The following is a 15,716-nucleotide window of genomic DNA, read 5'->3' on the forward strand; positions in this document are numbered from 1 at the left end:
AGCCAAGCCTGAACGGGGGCGGTCATACGGCGCGTCCCCTCCTCCATGGCTGCTCGCCCAGCGTTTCGGCGCCCGGCGCGGTGGACCGGCATGCCGCCGGGGGGCAGCGCGGATTGCCTGCCGTGTCGTACGCGCACCGACTTCCCGGATGGGGTACGGAGCCGACGCGGTGGGTCAGTCGGTGGTTTCTCCGGCTGCCGGCTTCGGGCCGTCGAGGTTCGCGGTGCCCACCGAGGTGGCTGTGTAGAAGACGGAGGCCCCCTGCTTGGCGCGTTCGGCCAGGCTCTTGGCGACGAGGTTCTCCGCGGTCGTTCGGACGACCGTTGCCTTGATGCTGCGCTCGGGGTGAGCGGCAGCGAGCGCAGCGGTGATCTCGGCCGCGGAGCGAGGCTCGTGCTGCTCCGCAAGGTAGGCGCGGATGAGCTTGCCGAGAGTCGGCCCGGCAGCTTGTGTGGTCCTGCCCGGGGACTTCACCGTCGCAGGCTTGGCTTTCGCCGGGACGCCTTTGGGCGCAGGCTCTTTCGCGCGGGGGCGGGACGCGGTTTGTCGCGGCGTGGAGGCTTCCGGACGACCCGGTGCTTCGACGTTGACATGTGTCCGACCAGCGTGGTCAAGGGCCTGCCGCACCCCTTCCAGCACGGCATGATCGCGCTGAAGATCACGCAACTTATCCTGCAGCAGGGCGAGTTCGGCGTTGACGAGTTGCTGGTCCGCGGTGTTGCGTTCCAGGTCGGTTGCAACCTGCGCGGCGTATTGGGCTCTGAGGTCGGCGCTTTCCGTCTGCACGTGTGGCACGGGTCGTGGTCCTCCGGGAGATTGGGCAGTACTGAGGGCGGATCGTACTGGGCCAACGATCCTGCAGGCGCGCATAGTGCCGCGGCCGGGACATACGCGGTGTTTACACGTGGCCGGCGACTTGCTGCCGCGGCAACTCCCAGAGCATGCTGCTGTGGAAGTCGCGTCCCGTGATGTTCCCTCCGACAAGCGGAGGACGCGGACCCAATCAGCCCGACCGGTGAGCTCTGCGCTACCTGCACCTACGCCTTCTACGAGTGTCGGACGTATCCAACACCGCTCCCCCACCTGCGTCGTGCCCACAACGACGACGAAGGCGGTCGAGGACTTACTTCTCCTGATAGCGCAGTTGACCCGGCAATGGGGCACGCCGCCCCGACATCGTCCTCGGTGACCGCGGCTACGACCACGGCAAGTACCGCCGCCTGGTCTGGGGCCTCGGCGTGAAGCCGCTCATCGCTCGCCGTGGCACCGGGCACGGTTCCGGGCTCGGCACTCAACGCTGGGTCGTGGAACGCGCCTTCGCCCACCTGCACCGGTTCCGCCGCCTGCGCATCCGTGGGGAGATCCGCGATGACATCCACGAAGCCTTCCTGAGCCTGGGATACGCACTCATCTGCTGGCGCCGTATCTCACGGCTTGTCCGGGACGGCCCTGCCCAGTAGCCATTCCTTGACACTCGGGGAGCTGTCCAGGGGTCGCCCGATCTGCATGCCCTCGTCCCGTGAGGTCACTCTCGACAGAGGGGCGAAGTCCACAGGCAGGAAGTCCAGCAGGCACATCACGCGGTCTCCCGCATGCAGCGTGATGAGCGGTTCGCACCGAATCTGACGCGGGATGCCGGGCGATCCGGCAGGCCGTTCCACAGGGCCGGCCACAGATGGTGGGTCCCATCGGGCGCCGCATTCGCCTGCACCCATGCCGGGTCCAACCGCTGGTTGAGGATGAGCTCACATGCCCGCTCCTCCGGCCTAACCAGCGAGGCCATATCGAGAACCTTCAACTCCCGAGGCACCGGCTCACCCGCTTCATCACCCCTTGCTGCCCCACAGCACCCCAGCGCCTGGAAGACCCATCGAAGATCATTTCGTTAGGAGTTCTCAGGCGACGGGGCAGTGCCGGCGCCTCCGACACGCGCCCCAACGCCGGACGTCGCCGGATTGTCCGAGCTGCCCTTCCGAGCAGGTCGACGACCGTCGGCTTGTCGCATGCCCCTCCGGGGGGGTGGCCCACCACGCCGCTTCGGTGGGCCACCCCGACTCCGCCTCACGAATCCGGTCGCGACTAGGCATCCGCCGGGGTCGTGAGGGCCAGCGCGCAGACAGTGGGGACCTCCGTCTGCCGCTGACGAGATGGGACTCGGCACGGAGCCATCGCCTTTTGGCCCAAGGCTGTGCGTGGGCCCGTCGGCAGCACGGGCCGCTCAGGCAGAAAGCAGACGGCATCGCCGATCTATGGCGGCAATGACACAAGACCGCTCTCTTGCCCTGACATGACGAAATAGAGGTGACAACGCGAAACCGACAGCCGAGGGAGCCGAGATAGTTCCCGCATGGGTTGTCCGTAGAAATCGCATATGCACTAATCAAGGCCCGTCGGCGACACACCATCATGCCTGCGCATCCTGCGAACCATGGCCGAGGTCCGCTCGACGGCCCAGCGGCCGCGCCCTACGCAAGCCCATCCCGCCTGACCCCCTGAGCAATGACTTGGGTGAGTCCCATGCGGGATGAGACACCCAATTTCCGGTAGGAATTTGACAGGTGGTATGCGACGGTGCGTGGACTGAGGAAAAGCCGTACGGCAATTTCGCGATCAGCGAGTCCCTCGACTGCCAGCCGTGTGACTGTGGCCTCTTGCGCGGTCAGCTCCACGGGGGTGACGACGTTGCCGTTGCCACCAAATACGGTGACTCCGCACGCGCGCAACCCCATACGTGTCCTGTCGGCCCACGGGTGCGCGCCGAGTTGCTCGAATCGCGCCAAGGCGCTGCGCAGCGATTCCCGAGCATCGGTCCTTCTGCGCATGTGACGCAACCACTCCCCGTACAGAAGCAGCGTTCGCGCGTACTCGAAAGGGCGTTCTTCTTTGCCGTGGAATTCGATGGCAGCAAGCCACAGATCCTTGGCGTCGTTGTCGTCGGCGACCAGCGCGCGGCAGCGGTAAGCCACTGCTGTGACAGCCGGGTTGTCGGCGAGAGCCGACGCCCATTGCAGGTAATGTGTGAGCCGCTCGGCGGCTTCGCTGCGTCGCCCCAGGCGCATCGCTGCCTCGATGTGGTTCGGGGCAAGCCGCAGATACAGCAATCCGTGGAACGGGCCGGTCCCTATTTCGGTGCGGGAGATGGCCGACTCGTAGCGCCCGTAGCCCATGTCGAGTGTGCACAACGCATAGGCGGTGTACTGAGGTTCATCGTGTTCGCCAGTCGAGGCTGCACAACGATTGCTGAGGTCCCGGCATTCTTGCTCGTCGCCTGTGACTGCTGCGTGTACGGCCAGGACCTCGAAGAGCCGCATTGCGACCAATGGGCTTCCGATCGCGTCCGCCACGGCCAACGCCTCAGCCGCGGCGGCTTTGGACTGGCGAAAAGCGCCCAGGCACAGTTGGGCGAGGGCTACCCGGTACAGGACCTCGGGCAACAGCCCGGTCATCCCCTTTTCTCGGCAGGACCTCAACAATTCGAGGGCCCGCGGGAGGGCTTTGCGGGCGTCTTCCACCACCAGCAGGAGCATGATGTCGGCCAGCTCGTCTTCGGTGGAGTCCGTCTGGATCGGCCGCTTGCTCAGGGGGGCAAGAGCGCGTACGAGTGGTGCCGCAGCATCGAGGTGCCCTGCCGATACGAGCGCCGCATGCTTTCCTGCAGTCAGCTGTACCGAGGCTTCCGACCCCAGTTCTGCGGCGATCGTGTCGGCCACAGGCTCGGCCATTTTGATCATCACCGGATCGGGCGCGTAGATCAGCCAGCGGAAGACAGCCGCCAGCATCGTTTGGGCCACCTGCGGATGACTCCGCACCAAGGGGGCCGCCGCATCGAGCAGCGTACGACACGCATCCGAAATCGAGGAACGGGCGAATTCAACCTGAGCGCGGACCACGGCGGACTCAGCCCGGGCCCGAGAATCCGATGACAGAAGCATGGAACGCGCCGCGAGCCTCTGCGCCGTGTCGAGGCGACCCGTCACCAGCATCGCCTGCGCAGACGAAGTGAGCAGCCTCGCCCGTGCGCGGTCCTCCGTCGCAAACGAGGCTGCGCGTTCATACGCCACGGCGCTGGTTCGGTAGGCGCCAAGTTTCTGTGCCCGATCAGCGGCCGATTCCAGCGCGGCTGAGACTTCCGCACTGGTGCCGGCAGTTCCGGCTGCCAAGTGCCATGCTCGTCGGTCGGCGTACTCATCGCTGGTCAGCACGCGCGCAAGGGCCTGGTGCGTGGCCAGCCGACGGACCAGCGGAGCCTGGCGGTACATGACTCGGCGTATCAAAGGATGACGGAACACGACGACATTGCCGCTGACGTCGATAAGCCTGGCTTGCTCGGCTGCTTCCAGGCCGGCGAGCGAGCATCCGAGCTCTTTTGCTGCGGCCGCCAGTGTTGTGAGGCCCCCGGCTTCTTCTGCGGCCGCGGTCAAGAGTATGGGACGTGTTTCTTCGGGAAGCGCGCGGATCCGATCGCCGAAGGTCTTCTCGATGCGGTCTGACACCGGGCCCGGCGCCAGGACCGGATCATCGCCGGCAAAGTCCACCTCATCGGAATCCGAAACCAGAGTGCACAGCTCGATCAGCGCAAGCGGGTTTCCGTCGGCAACATCGATGACACGGTGGAGTGTTGCCGCCTGAAGCTTGGGTGCCCGTTCCAACAGCAGCTCTCGAGCATCTTCCCGTGTCAGGGGTGCCAAGCGGAGTTCGGGAAGGTCGGAGCCGATGTGGGAGTTCTCGTGATCGCGCACGGCGAAAAGCATGATTATTCCCTCTGTGCCGAGGCGCCGTGCGGCGAAGCTGAGCGCGGCGGCCGAAGCTTCGTCCAACCACTGCGCATCATCGACGATGCACAACAGCGGGCCGGATTCGGGAATACCCGACAGCAGGGCAAGAACACCGAGCCCGACCAGCAGACGGTCTCTGGATGCCGTGCTCACGGGGGCATCCTTCTCCGGACTGCCGAGAGCCGCATGAAGCGCGCCGGCCTGCGCACGCGGCAGAGAATCGATTTCTGCCGTCCATCCGCCGAACAGCATATGCAATGCGGCGTACGGTAGTTCGACCTCGCTCTCGATTCCTCGGACATGGAATACGCGTGCTGTGGCGGCTGCCGTAAACAGTTGTGCCGTCCACTCCAAAAGCGCGCTCTTACCGATGCCCGCTGGGCCGCGCAGCACAAGGGCACGACTATGACCTCGCCGTGCATCTTCGAGAAGATCGACGATCGCATCTGTTTCGGACTGGCGACCCGGCAGAGCTTGTTGCATTACCGCTGCCGAGCGGATCACGTCGGCCAACTTGCACCCACCTGTACGCGTGTCATTGCCCGCAACAGAGGTGAAGCGATTGCTTCGCATGGTCACGGGCCGTGGACTGAGCCAAGAGAATTCGACGAGTCTCCCCGTGCCGGGGGTCGGTGCCTTGCGCGGAGATGGCGCTTGCGCAACCCACAGAACGACTGGCTCCCTGGGAGACCTCGCCGCGCCCGGCCAACCAAACGATCAAGGGCTGCGCATCGGTAACGTTACGGAGGAGCAGCGTCGGCAGCATCCGATGACATACGGGGGTTAGACCTGCACAACCGCGCAGCAGGTGCCCCAGTGCGTTCCCCATCTGCCCGTAGGTTGACGGGATTCCGCACGGGGCGCTGCACATGCACGGACCCAGGAGGCCAGGACCTCACCTGGGCGCACGACGACTTGGTCTCCGAGATCAGCGCGGCTCTCGCCGACGCCGCGCACGACGGCGGCGCGGAATTCCTCGACCTGTCCCGCGCGTTCGAAGGCCGCGAGGTCTGCTCGACCACCACCCGGCAGGTTGATGCCGCCCACCCGCCCGCCGGTGCGGCGAGTGAGTGGATGCGCTTCGTGACCAGCGGCGTCGGCCAAGGCCGGCTCCAGGAATCCCTGCACCCCAACAGCTTCGACCAGCAGGCCCTCGGCACCCGCCTGACCCTCCAGCTCCAGCAGCCGTCCGCCGACCGCCGCTGCACCAGCACCCCAGGCACGGGCCATGACCGGATGATTCTGGGATCCCTCAGCTGACCCACGACGCGTCACCACCGCGGCTGCGACTGGACGCGGGCCCCGCCCTGCCGCTGTGGCGGTGGCGGTGGCGGTGGGTGTCTGCGTGCCCTGCCTGCGCCGTACACCCCGTCTTCGCCGTCTCCGTCGTGCTCATATGGTCACCCGCCGGATCGTGGCGAAGCCGCCGGTGAGCAGGACGGCCACGACAGCGGCGAGGGCGCCGGTGAGGCCGGTGGCGGTGAGGGTGCCGAGGTAGTGGCCGACGCCCGTCCAACCGTGCGCCCACGTCGTGGCGAGCGCGGCGAGGGCCAGCACGCCGAGTTGTGCCGCGGCGAAGGCCGTGGTGCCGGGTAGTCCGGCGCGGCGGTAGACCAGGCCGTACCACATCCCGTAGACGAACATGAGGACCAGGACGGTCGTCGCCGTGAGCCACGACAGGTACCAGGGACCGTCGAGAAGGCGGGGGACGCGGAAGTAGGCCATGCCGATGCCCCATCCGCCGGTCGTGCGTTCGACGATCCGGCCGATCGCGACGACGAGCCCGAAGCCCATGGACAGGCCGAGGGCCAGTGCGGTGGCGGCGAGGAAGTAGGTGCGCCGGCTCACCCCGAGGGCGAGGGCGAACGGCAACGCGCGGGCGACCGACTGCGCGCCCACGACGAGCATGACGAGCGGGACCGCGACCAGGCCACCGACCCAGCGGCCGTCGCCGTGACCGGCCGGGATCAGCTGAAGGACCACCACGTCGAGGACGAAGCCGAAGGCCGCCCAGACCCAGGGCAGTACGAGGTAGGTCACGCGGTCGAGGAGCAGGTAGCGGACGACGGTGACGACAGGGGTGGGACGCATCACGGTGTCCTCGCTGCCGTGAGGCCGGTTCGGTCGTGCTGCTCGGCCGCGTAGCCCGCGAGCTGCTGGAGCGTGACCCGCTCCAGGCGCAGGCGCAGGTGGTCGGCGAGTTCGCGGTCGCGGTCGTCGAGCCGGCCGACCATCACCGCCGTGGTCCGGGTGCCCATCGTGCGCCGGTCCAGTGTCGTGCGGCCGGCGATGAGCCGCTCCACGCTGTCGGCCGGGCCGGTGACGCTCGTCATGGTGCCGCGCAGGTCGTCGGCGGGCGCGTCGAGGATGAGCCGGCCGCGGTCGAGGACCAGGACGCGGTCCAGCAGCTCCGCGGCCTCGTCGATGAGGTGGGTGGAGAGCACGATGCACCGCGGATGGGCGGCGTAGTCGGCAAGCAACTGGTCGTAGAAGAGGGCGCGTGCGACCCCGTCCAGGCCCGCGCACGGCTCGTCGAACAGGGTGAGTTCGGCGCGGGCCGCCAGCCCGATGGTGAGGCCGAGAGCGGTCCGCATGCCGCGCGACAGCTTCTTGACCGGCCGGGCGGGCGGCAGGTCGTAGGCGTCCAGCAGCGTGCCGGCCAGGTCTGCGTCCCAGTTCGGGTACAGCAACGCCGCCGCCGCGACAGCGTGCCGAACCCGCAGGTCCGGGTACGTCTGGTCTTCCCGCACGAGGATCATCCGGCGCAGCACCGTGTCGTCCTCCAGCGGCTCGGCCCCGAACACCCGCACGTGTCCGGCGGTGGCGAACTCCTGACCTGCCAGGATGCGCAGCAGCGTGCTCTTCCCGGCACCGTTGCGGCCCAGCAGTCCGGTGATGCACGGCGTGTCGACCTCGAAGGCGACGTCGGTCAGCGCCCGGTGGTCGCGGTAGCGGCGCTCCAGGCCGGCCGCCGATATCGCCGGAGTCATGCCTTGACCCCCGCCGTGACCTCGACCGAGGTCAGTTCCTCGCGCACCAGCCCGAGCAGTTCGTCGAGACCGATCCCGAGCCGTGCCGCCTCGACCACCAGCGGCCGCAGGTACCGGTCGGCGAAACCGCGTCGCCGCTCCCGCACCAGCCGCTCCCGCGCGCCTTCGGCGACGAACATTCCGACACCCCTCCGCTTCTCCACCAGCCCCTGCTCCGCGAGCACCGTGAGGCTGCGCGCCGCCGTGGCCGGGTTGACCCGGTAGAACGCGGAGATCTCGTTACTGGACGCGACCCGTTCCCCCTCGCCCACCGTTCCGTCGGCAATCTGGTTCGCCAGCTCGGCGGCGATCTGGGCGAAGATCGGGCCGCCGTCATCAAGCAGTGACATCACGCCTCCGTTACTCGACTGGTTTACTACCTTACTAATGAACCAGAAGGGCGAGCAAGAGTGCAACCCCCGGAGTGCGCGAGACTCGCACGGCCCACCCCCGCGGTTCGAGCGCCTGGTGTCGGTGCGTGCGGTGCAGGAGGCATTCACTCCCACCTGCGACGAGACCGCGTGAGGGCGCACGGCTGGGCGGGGACAGGGGCGCCGTTCGCTGCCTTGATGAGGATTCTTGAAATCGGCTGTGGCGGATTTTTCGTGATGAGCATGGCGGCGAGGGCAGGAGAAGCTTGGGGGCGGGGTAAGCCGTTCGCGCCCACTACCGTGCGCTTCCATGGACGGTCGCTACCTCGATGCTCCAGGCGAGCTCCTTGCCCGGCCGTTTCCATCACCGCGGACGGGTTCGGTGGTCCAACGTGCCATGTGGTCGACCTTGAGCGTGGCTTCCGGAAGGACTCCGAACGCGACCAGATCGAGGTTGTCTGGGACGAGTACGAGGACAAGGCCGATGTGCTTGCCGGCGCGCTGGACGCATGTCACGGAGCACACCGCACGGTTGCCCTCGGGTCGTACTTCGAGCGCGCCATTGCCGGCGAGGACGTCCCCGAGCCGCTCGACCATCTCAGCGGCCTCGTCGTGCAACTCCACGTCTGGACACTCGCGGAGCGCCGGCTCGCCATCCGCGTAGGACAGCACGACAAAGAACTTCCCATCCAACTCATCGCGGATGCAAAGGGACGGCAACTCATGGCATCGATCGCCGCCTCTGTCAGGCCACTTCACCAATGTCTCGCAGGTCGGTCACCGCATCGAGGATCCCAGTCGGCACCACCCGGCGACGGCCTGCTCCGTCGGTGTTCCGCACGCGCCCGTGTTGGGTGACTCCTAGCACGCGCTGCCCGCTTCGGCGAGCGGCCGGGCAAGGAACAGTTGCGCGTGCGCGGCGATCACGATCCAGGTCCACCGGTCGGCGGCGTCCGGGTCGCGGAGTTTGGGAGCAGTCCAGCCCAGGATCTGCTTGAAAAGGCGGAACGTGTCCTCGATTGGGATGTCGTAGCCGGCGTCCAGGACAACCATGACGTCCAGGTCCCCGCCCGCCAATGCCCGGCAGCTACCAGACGCTCGACGACCTGACGACCTGCGCGGTCGTAGCGGCCGCGACGTCCTCGCCCGGACCGAGGCGGACCGTCCAGGGCCACGGTCCACGAGCTGTGGCCCGGCTCCAACGCGGCGACGATCGAGTACGGCCAGCCGCGCACCATCTGATACTTGCCCTCGCCGCGTCCGTAGGTGTGGCAGAACGACCGCCCTTGCTGGTGTCCGCATCCGGCCGCAGCCAAGGACTGACGTGCACGGCGAGCACCAGCCGCCCATCCGCAGCCCGCGGCAGCGGCAACCGGACCAGCGCGCTTCCCGCAGCCGACCGGTATCGATCCGCCCGCGGTTCACGGCGTCGTAGAGCGCGCCGTGCCCGCGCCGGCGCTCCGGCGCCGGCGACAATCCGACCAGCGTCTTCACCGGCTCGTCCGCACACAGCACCGCGTCCGCCGAATCGAACAACGCATCCGCCCGCCGTGTCGGACAGGCGTGGAACTCGCCGCGGAAGCGCGACAGTTCCGCGAGCGCATCTCCCCGGTCCGCCGCACCCGGCACACTCGATTCCACGGCCTTCGCCCCGATCCCACGTGTCTTCTTGGTCGAAGCACAGGATCGAGCGAAGGACGCCCACGCCGCCGGGATCAACGAAAACCGGGCTCACGATGGTGTCTTGCTGCTACGGCGACGCTGTGAGGTTAAACAAGAAGCTCAGAGTTCCTTGAGAAAGAGGCTTGTCTGTCGGGCTCCGCGCGCGCGGAGTGCCCCGTTCCGCTGGAACCGGTCACGTAGCGGCAGGTATCTCCCGTCGGCCGGAAGCCGGGGCCGATTTCCGGTGCGGCAGGCCGCATCGTTGTAGCTGCGGTACGCCACAGATCTGGTAGCCCCGGCACCATGGCCCATGATTCACACCCGGCGGAAGCAATATCGCACACGTCGCGGAGGGCGCCCACGGCCAGACGGTCTTGATTGGCCCGCCTCATGCGTGCGTCGGCCGGCCAAAGCACGTTCGAGGGAGAGGCATCCTTGACACGGTCAATGTCTGCTACCGCCGACTGGACGCGGGCAATCTGCTCACAAGCTGAGACGGTCCCCCTGGCCGCCAAGTCCCACATCGCCTGCGTCTGCGCGTGTCGGGAGGCGGCTGTGGCGAGTTCGACCGCCGCGAGGGCCGCGGCGAACCCGGCATCCCGGTCGTGTTGGCTGAAAGGTCCTGCGGGCGGACCCGGGTGATGGACGTTCCACGCGGCCATCGGGCTGAACCGACAAGCCCGCAAATCGTCGTCCAGCTGCTGAGCGTCGGGGGCCGGCAGACCCACAACGCCCAGCAGCTGGGTCAACGTGCGCGCGGCCAGCTCAGGCCGATAGCTGCCCTCACTGGCGCGCAAGATGCCGCAGGCCACCGAGCTGGCAAGATTGAGGACGCTCTCCTGTGCCAGGTATCCGCATGGGTTGCTGCCCGACCGGCCTGGAGTGGCGATGAACGCCCTGACGGCCGGGGCCGCTTCGGGATTGGCGGACACCCAGCGCTCGGCCGTGGCGCGCCAGATGTCCGGGCTCGTCAGCAAGGGGTTACGGCCGGTGAGGTGGAGCATCCTCGCCAGGTCCACGACAGCGGCATGCTCCGGCGCCATACGTGTCACGGCGGCAAAGTCCCAGTCGATGACCCCGACATGCCGCCCGGCGATGAGCAGATTCTCGTATTTGCCGTCGTGGTGGACGATCCGTGGTGGACCATCTGTCGCCGTGGAGGGCAACAAGGGGCGAAGTAGCTGCCACAGCTGGTCGAACGCGGGTGCACCGTAGCGTTCGAGCGGGAGCCGACGATCCACTTCTCCCAAAAGCCTCCGGAGGAGAGCGATCCGGGCCTCCTCCCACGTCGACGCGCCCTCGAAGACCAGCGGCTGCTCCTGACGTGCCGGGTCGCGCAGCTGGTCTATCGCCGACGTCTGGAGCGCCTCGAGTTCCGAGGTATCCAGGTTCAGCAGATCCGCGCAGCATTCGGCAAAGCCGACATCGGCCATCGCGCGGTCGCCGGCAGGCCCGTCCGAGGCTGCCGAACCCAGCCAGGTCAGCTCTTGATGGAGGCTTCCATCCTTGATCCACTCGTAGATGAGCGATGGCAGCCAGGCCATCTGACTCCGACCCCGTACTGCGTCATACATTGCTCGAGGGGGCAGTACCGCCAGGTCGTACGGATCTGTGCCCACGTGCGCGACGCGGTTCACCGACCACCTTGTTCGTCCCATCGTGCTGTGATCGACGAGGTAGACATCGTTGTACCAGCCGTGCGCGTATGGCTCACCTTTCGCGGGCATGTGCGCTCCTCGACACCTTGAGATGACCGATGCGCTTTCGCTCGACACCGGAGACGACACGACCTGCTGGGGCTGGACGGCGGCTGACGAGGTTTCTACCGCAGGAGCATCGACGCCTGCCGCGCAGGCGCAGCGTCAGGACTGGTTCGGCTCGGTCGGGCGCCTCAGTGTAAGCTTTTCGCTTAACCTTGGGCCGCTCTGTAGCAGCAAGTGGCTTGACCTGTCCGGGTTTTCGTTAATTCCGGTGACGTGGGCGGCCTTCGCCTGATCCTGTGCTTCGGCCAAGAAGACACGGGGGATCGGGGCGAAGGCCGCGGAATCGAGTGTGCCGCGCGCGGCTGAGCGCGGGGACGCGTTCGCGGAACTGTCGTACTTCGGGCGTGAACTGCATTCTTGCCTGACGCGTCGCGCGGACGCGCTGGTGCGGCTGCCGCGGGCCGCGGACGGGCGCCTGGTGCTGGCTGTGGACGTGAGCCCGTGGTTGCGGCCGGACGCTGACATGCTTGCCGCCGACCGAGTCGTGTACCGACGCGGCGGTCACCAGCACCGCGAGCAGCAGGCCGAGAGTGTCGGTGACGATGTGCCGCTTGCGGCCTTTGATCTTCTTCGCCACATCGATGCCCTGGTCCGTCTCGGCGACGTTGCACGAGGTCTTGACGCTCTGCGCGCCCATGACCGCGGCCGACGGGCCGGCCGCACGCCCATGTGTCCGGCGGGTGCGGTCGCGCAGCAGCCTGGGCTGGGGGCGACCGCGGTCGACACCGGCGGTCGACATGGACGACGCGCTCGCACGCCTGCTGCGGGTCGAGTAGCCGTGCCGCGGGCCTCTCGCACTGCCAGGGCCAGGCCGCCGAACGGCACGCGGACTCCATCCGGTTCGTGCTGTTCGAGGCGCGCCCCGCCGGCCTGACCTCGCTCCAGGTCCAACACGCCACGGTGCTGTACCTGTTGGGCACACGACGCGGTACGCGTGGTCCGGCTGTCGCGTTGTCGGCTGGGGGATTGGATGCGTGATGCGGCCTGCGCCGTCATCGGTGTGCGGCGTGTCTGCGAATACGGAGGGTGCTGCCCCCGATGAGGCCTTCGAGGGCAGCACGCGACGGTTGAGGGAGTCTGCTGTCGGCTTTCCCCACGAGCTACGCGAAAGGGAGGCCGATCGGCTCGATGCGGTTGCGGCGGTCTTCGGCCAGGCGGCGTCGTCCAACATCCATGGCCTGCTGTGCTCGGCAGCAGCAACACTCACCGACTCCCGGCATCTCCTCGTGGTGCCACGATCGCAGGGTGGCCGTTCCAGTTTCCGATGCCGCCTCGAAGTGCAACTGGAGAAGGGTTGCGACCGTGCGAACCGTGACGCAGGCCGTGTTGGTCAGGCGGTGGCATACGTCCAGGCGCCGCAATACTTGATGGTTGTGCCAGTGGATACGCAGGCCCGGAAGTACACGACCGCACCTTCAGCGAAGCTCTCGTCGTCGTCGACGGTTGTGTAGCCTCCATTGTGGTTGAAACGGGTGTACACAGTGCCGGATGAGCCCAGCTTGAACTGGACAGCGACGCCATAGCCGTCGAAACAGCCGTCGGAGATTTTGAAATGTTCGCCATACGAGTCGAACTCGACATACGCGCAACCGTCGGTGGTGTAAGCGTTGTACGATTTCGTACCAGCGGCGTTGGCGGGATTCGCGACGCCGAGCACCAGGGTGGCCGCGGCGGCGGCGCCCACAGCTGCTGAGGCGAGCTTCTTGCGGAGCGTCATGGAGTCTCCAAGAAGGGTGACGAAGGACTGCAGGTTCCCAAGGGCTGTGCATCGGCCGGGCCGACCGCGCCCCCGGCTACCAGAAATGAAACGGCTGAGATCGGAAATGTGATGGCCCTTGGCCGATCTGGACGACCAACATGGGACAGACAATGCCGTGTTGGTGGTGATCCTTCACAAGTTCCGGTTGTAAGCCAATCCGCAGAAGTACGGGGATTTGCCGTGGTAAAACCGTCTGAAGGTGAGGCGCGGGGGTGAGGAAGACGAGTAGCAGATCGGATCTGCTTCGTAGCAGGTGACAATGCGCCGGGATCCGTTCACCGGTGACATGGTGCGTTCGATGGCCCAGGGTATTGGCCGAGCCGCTCGAAGCCGTCGGCTTTGCGGGCAGTCCACACGTAGGAGCAACGACCGCGGAGCCAGTTGGCGACACGGGCCGCGGGCTGTGGTGGAGGGTTGGGTGCGTCGTCGCGCGAACGGCGCGGGCGTTGGCCCCGCTGTCGCGGATCGTCTTGGAGTACGCGGAGGGGCATTCGATCCTGGAGGTGTCGCGGCGGCTCGGCGTCGCCGCGATTCCTGGAACGCAGGCCAGACTGGCTCGCGGACGAGCGGTAGCCGGGTGTCCCGCGGACGATCACCGGCGCGGATGTGGAGCGGGTGATCGTGAAGTCTGGAGGAGAAGCCGGCGAACGCGACGCACTGGTGTCCTGAATCGGTAATTCGTTTGCAGTAGCTGGCGAGGGATTCGAGGCGTCGTGGTGCCTGCGCAAACGTCGTCGTGGGTGCGGAGTTCGGGCACCCCGGGCATCATCGGCACCACCGGCTGGGACCGGTCCAGCGCCTGGATCTGCGACTCCTCGTCGACACACAGCACCAACGCCCGCTCGGGCGGATCGAGATACAGCCCGACGACGTCGTGGACGTTGCCCACGAAGAACGGGTCCGTCAGTTTGAACGTCTCGGTGCGGTGCGGCTGGAGGCCGAACGCCCGCCACACCCGCGAGACCGTCGACTGCGACAACCCGGTCTTCGCGGCCATCGAACGCGTCGACCAGTGCGTCGCGTTCGCCGGCGCCGACTCCAACTTCCTGGCGATCAGGTCGGCGACCTGCTCGTCGGTCACCGTCCGCGGCCGGCCCGGCCGCGGCTCGTCCGACAACCCCGCGACACCGCCACGTCCGCTACCGAAACTGGGTACCCGTCGTCCTCGAACGCGTCACACGCAAGCGCGATCCGCGCCCGCAAAGCCATGTCCTGCGCGGACTTGCGCCGACGCACCCACCGCCCCAACTCCGCCCGCTCGGCAGCAGTCAGATCCAACGGCGCAAGCTCCGGTCCAGGACGCGTCACAGCACAACATCAAACGAACTAACGAATCAGAACACCAGGCCGTGTCTGATGGATTGAGACCGTGTCCTATGTGGTGTGGCCTCGTAGTCGTTTGAAGCAGATGAGGGCTGCGGCGAGGGTGGTGGAGGCCAGGAACAGGTCGTGTCTGCGTTCGTGGCGGATGGTCAGCCGGCGGTAGCCGGTCAGCCAGGACATCGTGCGTTCGACGACCCAGCGGTGCCGACCGAGCCGTTGCGACGTGTCGACGCCTTTGCGGGCGATCCGCACGCCGATCAGCTTGCCGCGCACCCAGCGCCGCAGGGGAGAGTTGTCGTAGGCCTTGTCCGCATGCAGCTTCCCGGGCTTCCACGGTCGGCCGCGGTGCGGGTCGTGCTTGGTCAAGAGCGCTCCGACCAGCGGCCTCAAGCCTTTGCTGTCATGGCAGTTGCCGGCTGGGACACCGGCGACGAGCGGCAGTCCGGCCCGGTCGGACAGGACGTGCAGCTTGGAGCCGGGCTTGCCCCGGTCCACGGGACTCGGGCCGGTGAGCCCGCCCCCTTTTTCGCACGGACGTGCGCGTCGACCAGGACCCGGGACAGGTCCACCAGCCCGCTGTCCGCGAGGAGTTCGCGCAGCCTGCGGTGCAACCGGCCCCACAGCCCCGCATCCGACCAGATCGTGAAACGACGGTGCACCGTCGACTTCGACGCCCCGAAGCACGGCGGCAGATGCCGCCATGCACACCCGGTCGTCAACACGAACACGACCGCGGCGAACACCGCCTCGTCGTCGATGTTCGCCGTCCCACCGCTCTGCGGCCGGACCTTCGCCGGTGGCAGCAACGGCTCCACGACCTCCCACAACCCGTCAGGAACGATCCAACCCCACCCCGAACTCCCCATGACTCAGCGACGACCACACAGCCACATAGGACACGGTCGAAGTGAACCGCTCCGGGTCTGATGGAGGCTCGATTCCCTGAGAGGATCGAGTCATGGCGCGTCCGTCCCCCTACCCTGCTGAGCTTCGTGAGCGTGCGGTGCGCATGGTCGCGGAGGTTCGCCCCAACT

General features: G+C 67.2%; 11 protein-coding genes and 3 pseudogenes. 2 read left to right on the forward strand and 12 right to left on the reverse strand.

Annotated elements, in window-relative coordinates:
- Positions 1 to 174: 174 nt before the first annotated feature.
- On the reverse strand, positions 175 to 795 hold the full coding sequence (locus ABEA93_RS40250) for a hypothetical protein (RefSeq protein WP_345680968.1): 621 nt from the start codon (positions 793 to 795) through the stop codon (positions 175 to 177).
- 425 nt (positions 796 to 1,220) lie between these two features.
- Here ABEA93_RS40250 and ABEA93_RS40255 point away from each other — a divergent pair, with 425 nt between their 5' ends.
- On the forward strand, positions 1,221 to 1,460 hold the full coding sequence (locus ABEA93_RS40255) for a transposase (RefSeq protein WP_425585264.1): 240 nt from the start codon (positions 1,221 to 1,223) through the stop codon (positions 1,458 to 1,460).
- Between the two features lie 1,005 nt (positions 1,461 to 2,465).
- Here ABEA93_RS40255 and ABEA93_RS40260 read toward each other — a convergent pair.
- Positions 2,466 to 5,279, reverse strand: coding sequence for a helix-turn-helix transcriptional regulator (locus ABEA93_RS40260; RefSeq protein ID WP_345680978.1), 2,814 nt, complete (start codon positions 5,277 to 5,279; stop codon positions 2,466 to 2,468).
- Between the two features lie 411 nt (positions 5,280 to 5,690).
- Here ABEA93_RS40260 and ABEA93_RS40265 point away from each other — a divergent pair, with 411 nt between their 5' ends.
- Complete coding sequence (locus ABEA93_RS40265; RefSeq protein WP_345680969.1) at positions 5,691 to 6,035, forward strand: hypothetical protein; 345 nt, start codon at positions 5,691 to 5,693, stop codon at positions 6,033 to 6,035.
- Positions 6,036 to 6,167: 132 nt separating this feature from the next.
- On the opposite strand, the gene ABEA93_RS40270 is transcribed toward ABEA93_RS40265, so the two are convergent.
- From ABEA93_RS40270 to ABEA93_RS40315, 10 genes and pseudogenes are all read right to left on the reverse strand, one after another.
- Positions 6,168 to 6,866, reverse strand: a complete 699-nt coding sequence (locus ABEA93_RS40270; protein ID WP_345680970.1) for a hypothetical protein — start codon at positions 6,864 to 6,866, stop codon at positions 6,168 to 6,170.
- The gene (locus ABEA93_RS40275) at positions 6,866 to 7,765 is read right to left on the reverse strand and encodes an ATP-binding cassette domain-containing protein (RefSeq protein ID WP_345680971.1); all 900 of its coding nucleotides are present in this window, start codon (positions 7,763 to 7,765) and stop codon (positions 6,866 to 6,868) included. Before ABEA93_RS40275 ends, ABEA93_RS40270 begins: the two co-directional genes overlap by 1 nt.
- Entirely contained in the window at positions 7,762 to 8,154 is a 393-nt protein-coding gene (locus ABEA93_RS40280) for a GntR family transcriptional regulator (protein WP_345680972.1), read from the reverse strand. Before ABEA93_RS40280 ends, ABEA93_RS40275 begins: the two co-directional genes overlap by 4 nt.
- 342 nt (positions 8,155 to 8,496) lie before the next feature.
- Complete coding sequence (locus ABEA93_RS40285) at positions 8,497 to 8,847, reverse strand: hypothetical protein (protein WP_345680973.1); 351 nt, start codon at positions 8,845 to 8,847, stop codon at positions 8,497 to 8,499.
- A 210-nt stretch (positions 8,848 to 9,057) separates the two neighbouring features.
- Positions 9,058 to 9,804: pseudogene (locus tag ABEA93_RS40290) on the reverse strand (transposase); the annotation flags it as partial.
- 140 nt (positions 9,805 to 9,944) lie between these two features.
- Positions 9,945 to 11,564, reverse strand: a complete 1,620-nt coding sequence (locus ABEA93_RS40295; protein WP_345680974.1) for a phosphotransferase — start codon at positions 11,562 to 11,564, stop codon at positions 9,945 to 9,947.
- 496 nt (positions 11,565 to 12,060) lie between these two features.
- A pseudogene (locus ABEA93_RS40300) lies at positions 12,061 to 12,297 on the reverse strand (transposase); the annotation flags it as partial.
- Positions 12,298 to 12,930: 633 nt separating this feature from the next.
- Complete coding sequence (locus ABEA93_RS40305) at positions 12,931 to 13,317, reverse strand: hypothetical protein (protein ID WP_345680975.1); 387 nt, start codon at positions 13,315 to 13,317, stop codon at positions 12,931 to 12,933.
- Between the two features lie 751 nt (positions 13,318 to 14,068).
- A pseudogene (locus ABEA93_RS40310) lies at positions 14,069 to 14,479 on the reverse strand (helix-turn-helix domain-containing protein); the annotation flags it as partial.
- Between the two features lie 254 nt (positions 14,480 to 14,733).
- Positions 14,734 to 15,548 (reverse strand): IS5 family transposase gene (locus tag ABEA93_RS40315; RefSeq protein ID WP_345680976.1). Its coding sequence is split into 2 segments (ribosomal slippage): positions 14,734 to 15,194 and positions 15,194 to 15,548, totalling 816 coding nucleotides; the frame shifts between segments, so codons are not numbered across the junction.
- Between the last annotated feature and the right edge of the window lie 168 nt (positions 15,549 to 15,716).

Origin of the sequence: Yinghuangia aomiensis, from assembly GCF_039542225.1 — a bacterium.
Classification (GTDB): domain Bacteria; phylum Actinomycetota; class Actinomycetes; order Streptomycetales; family Streptomycetaceae; genus Yinghuangia; species Yinghuangia aomiensis.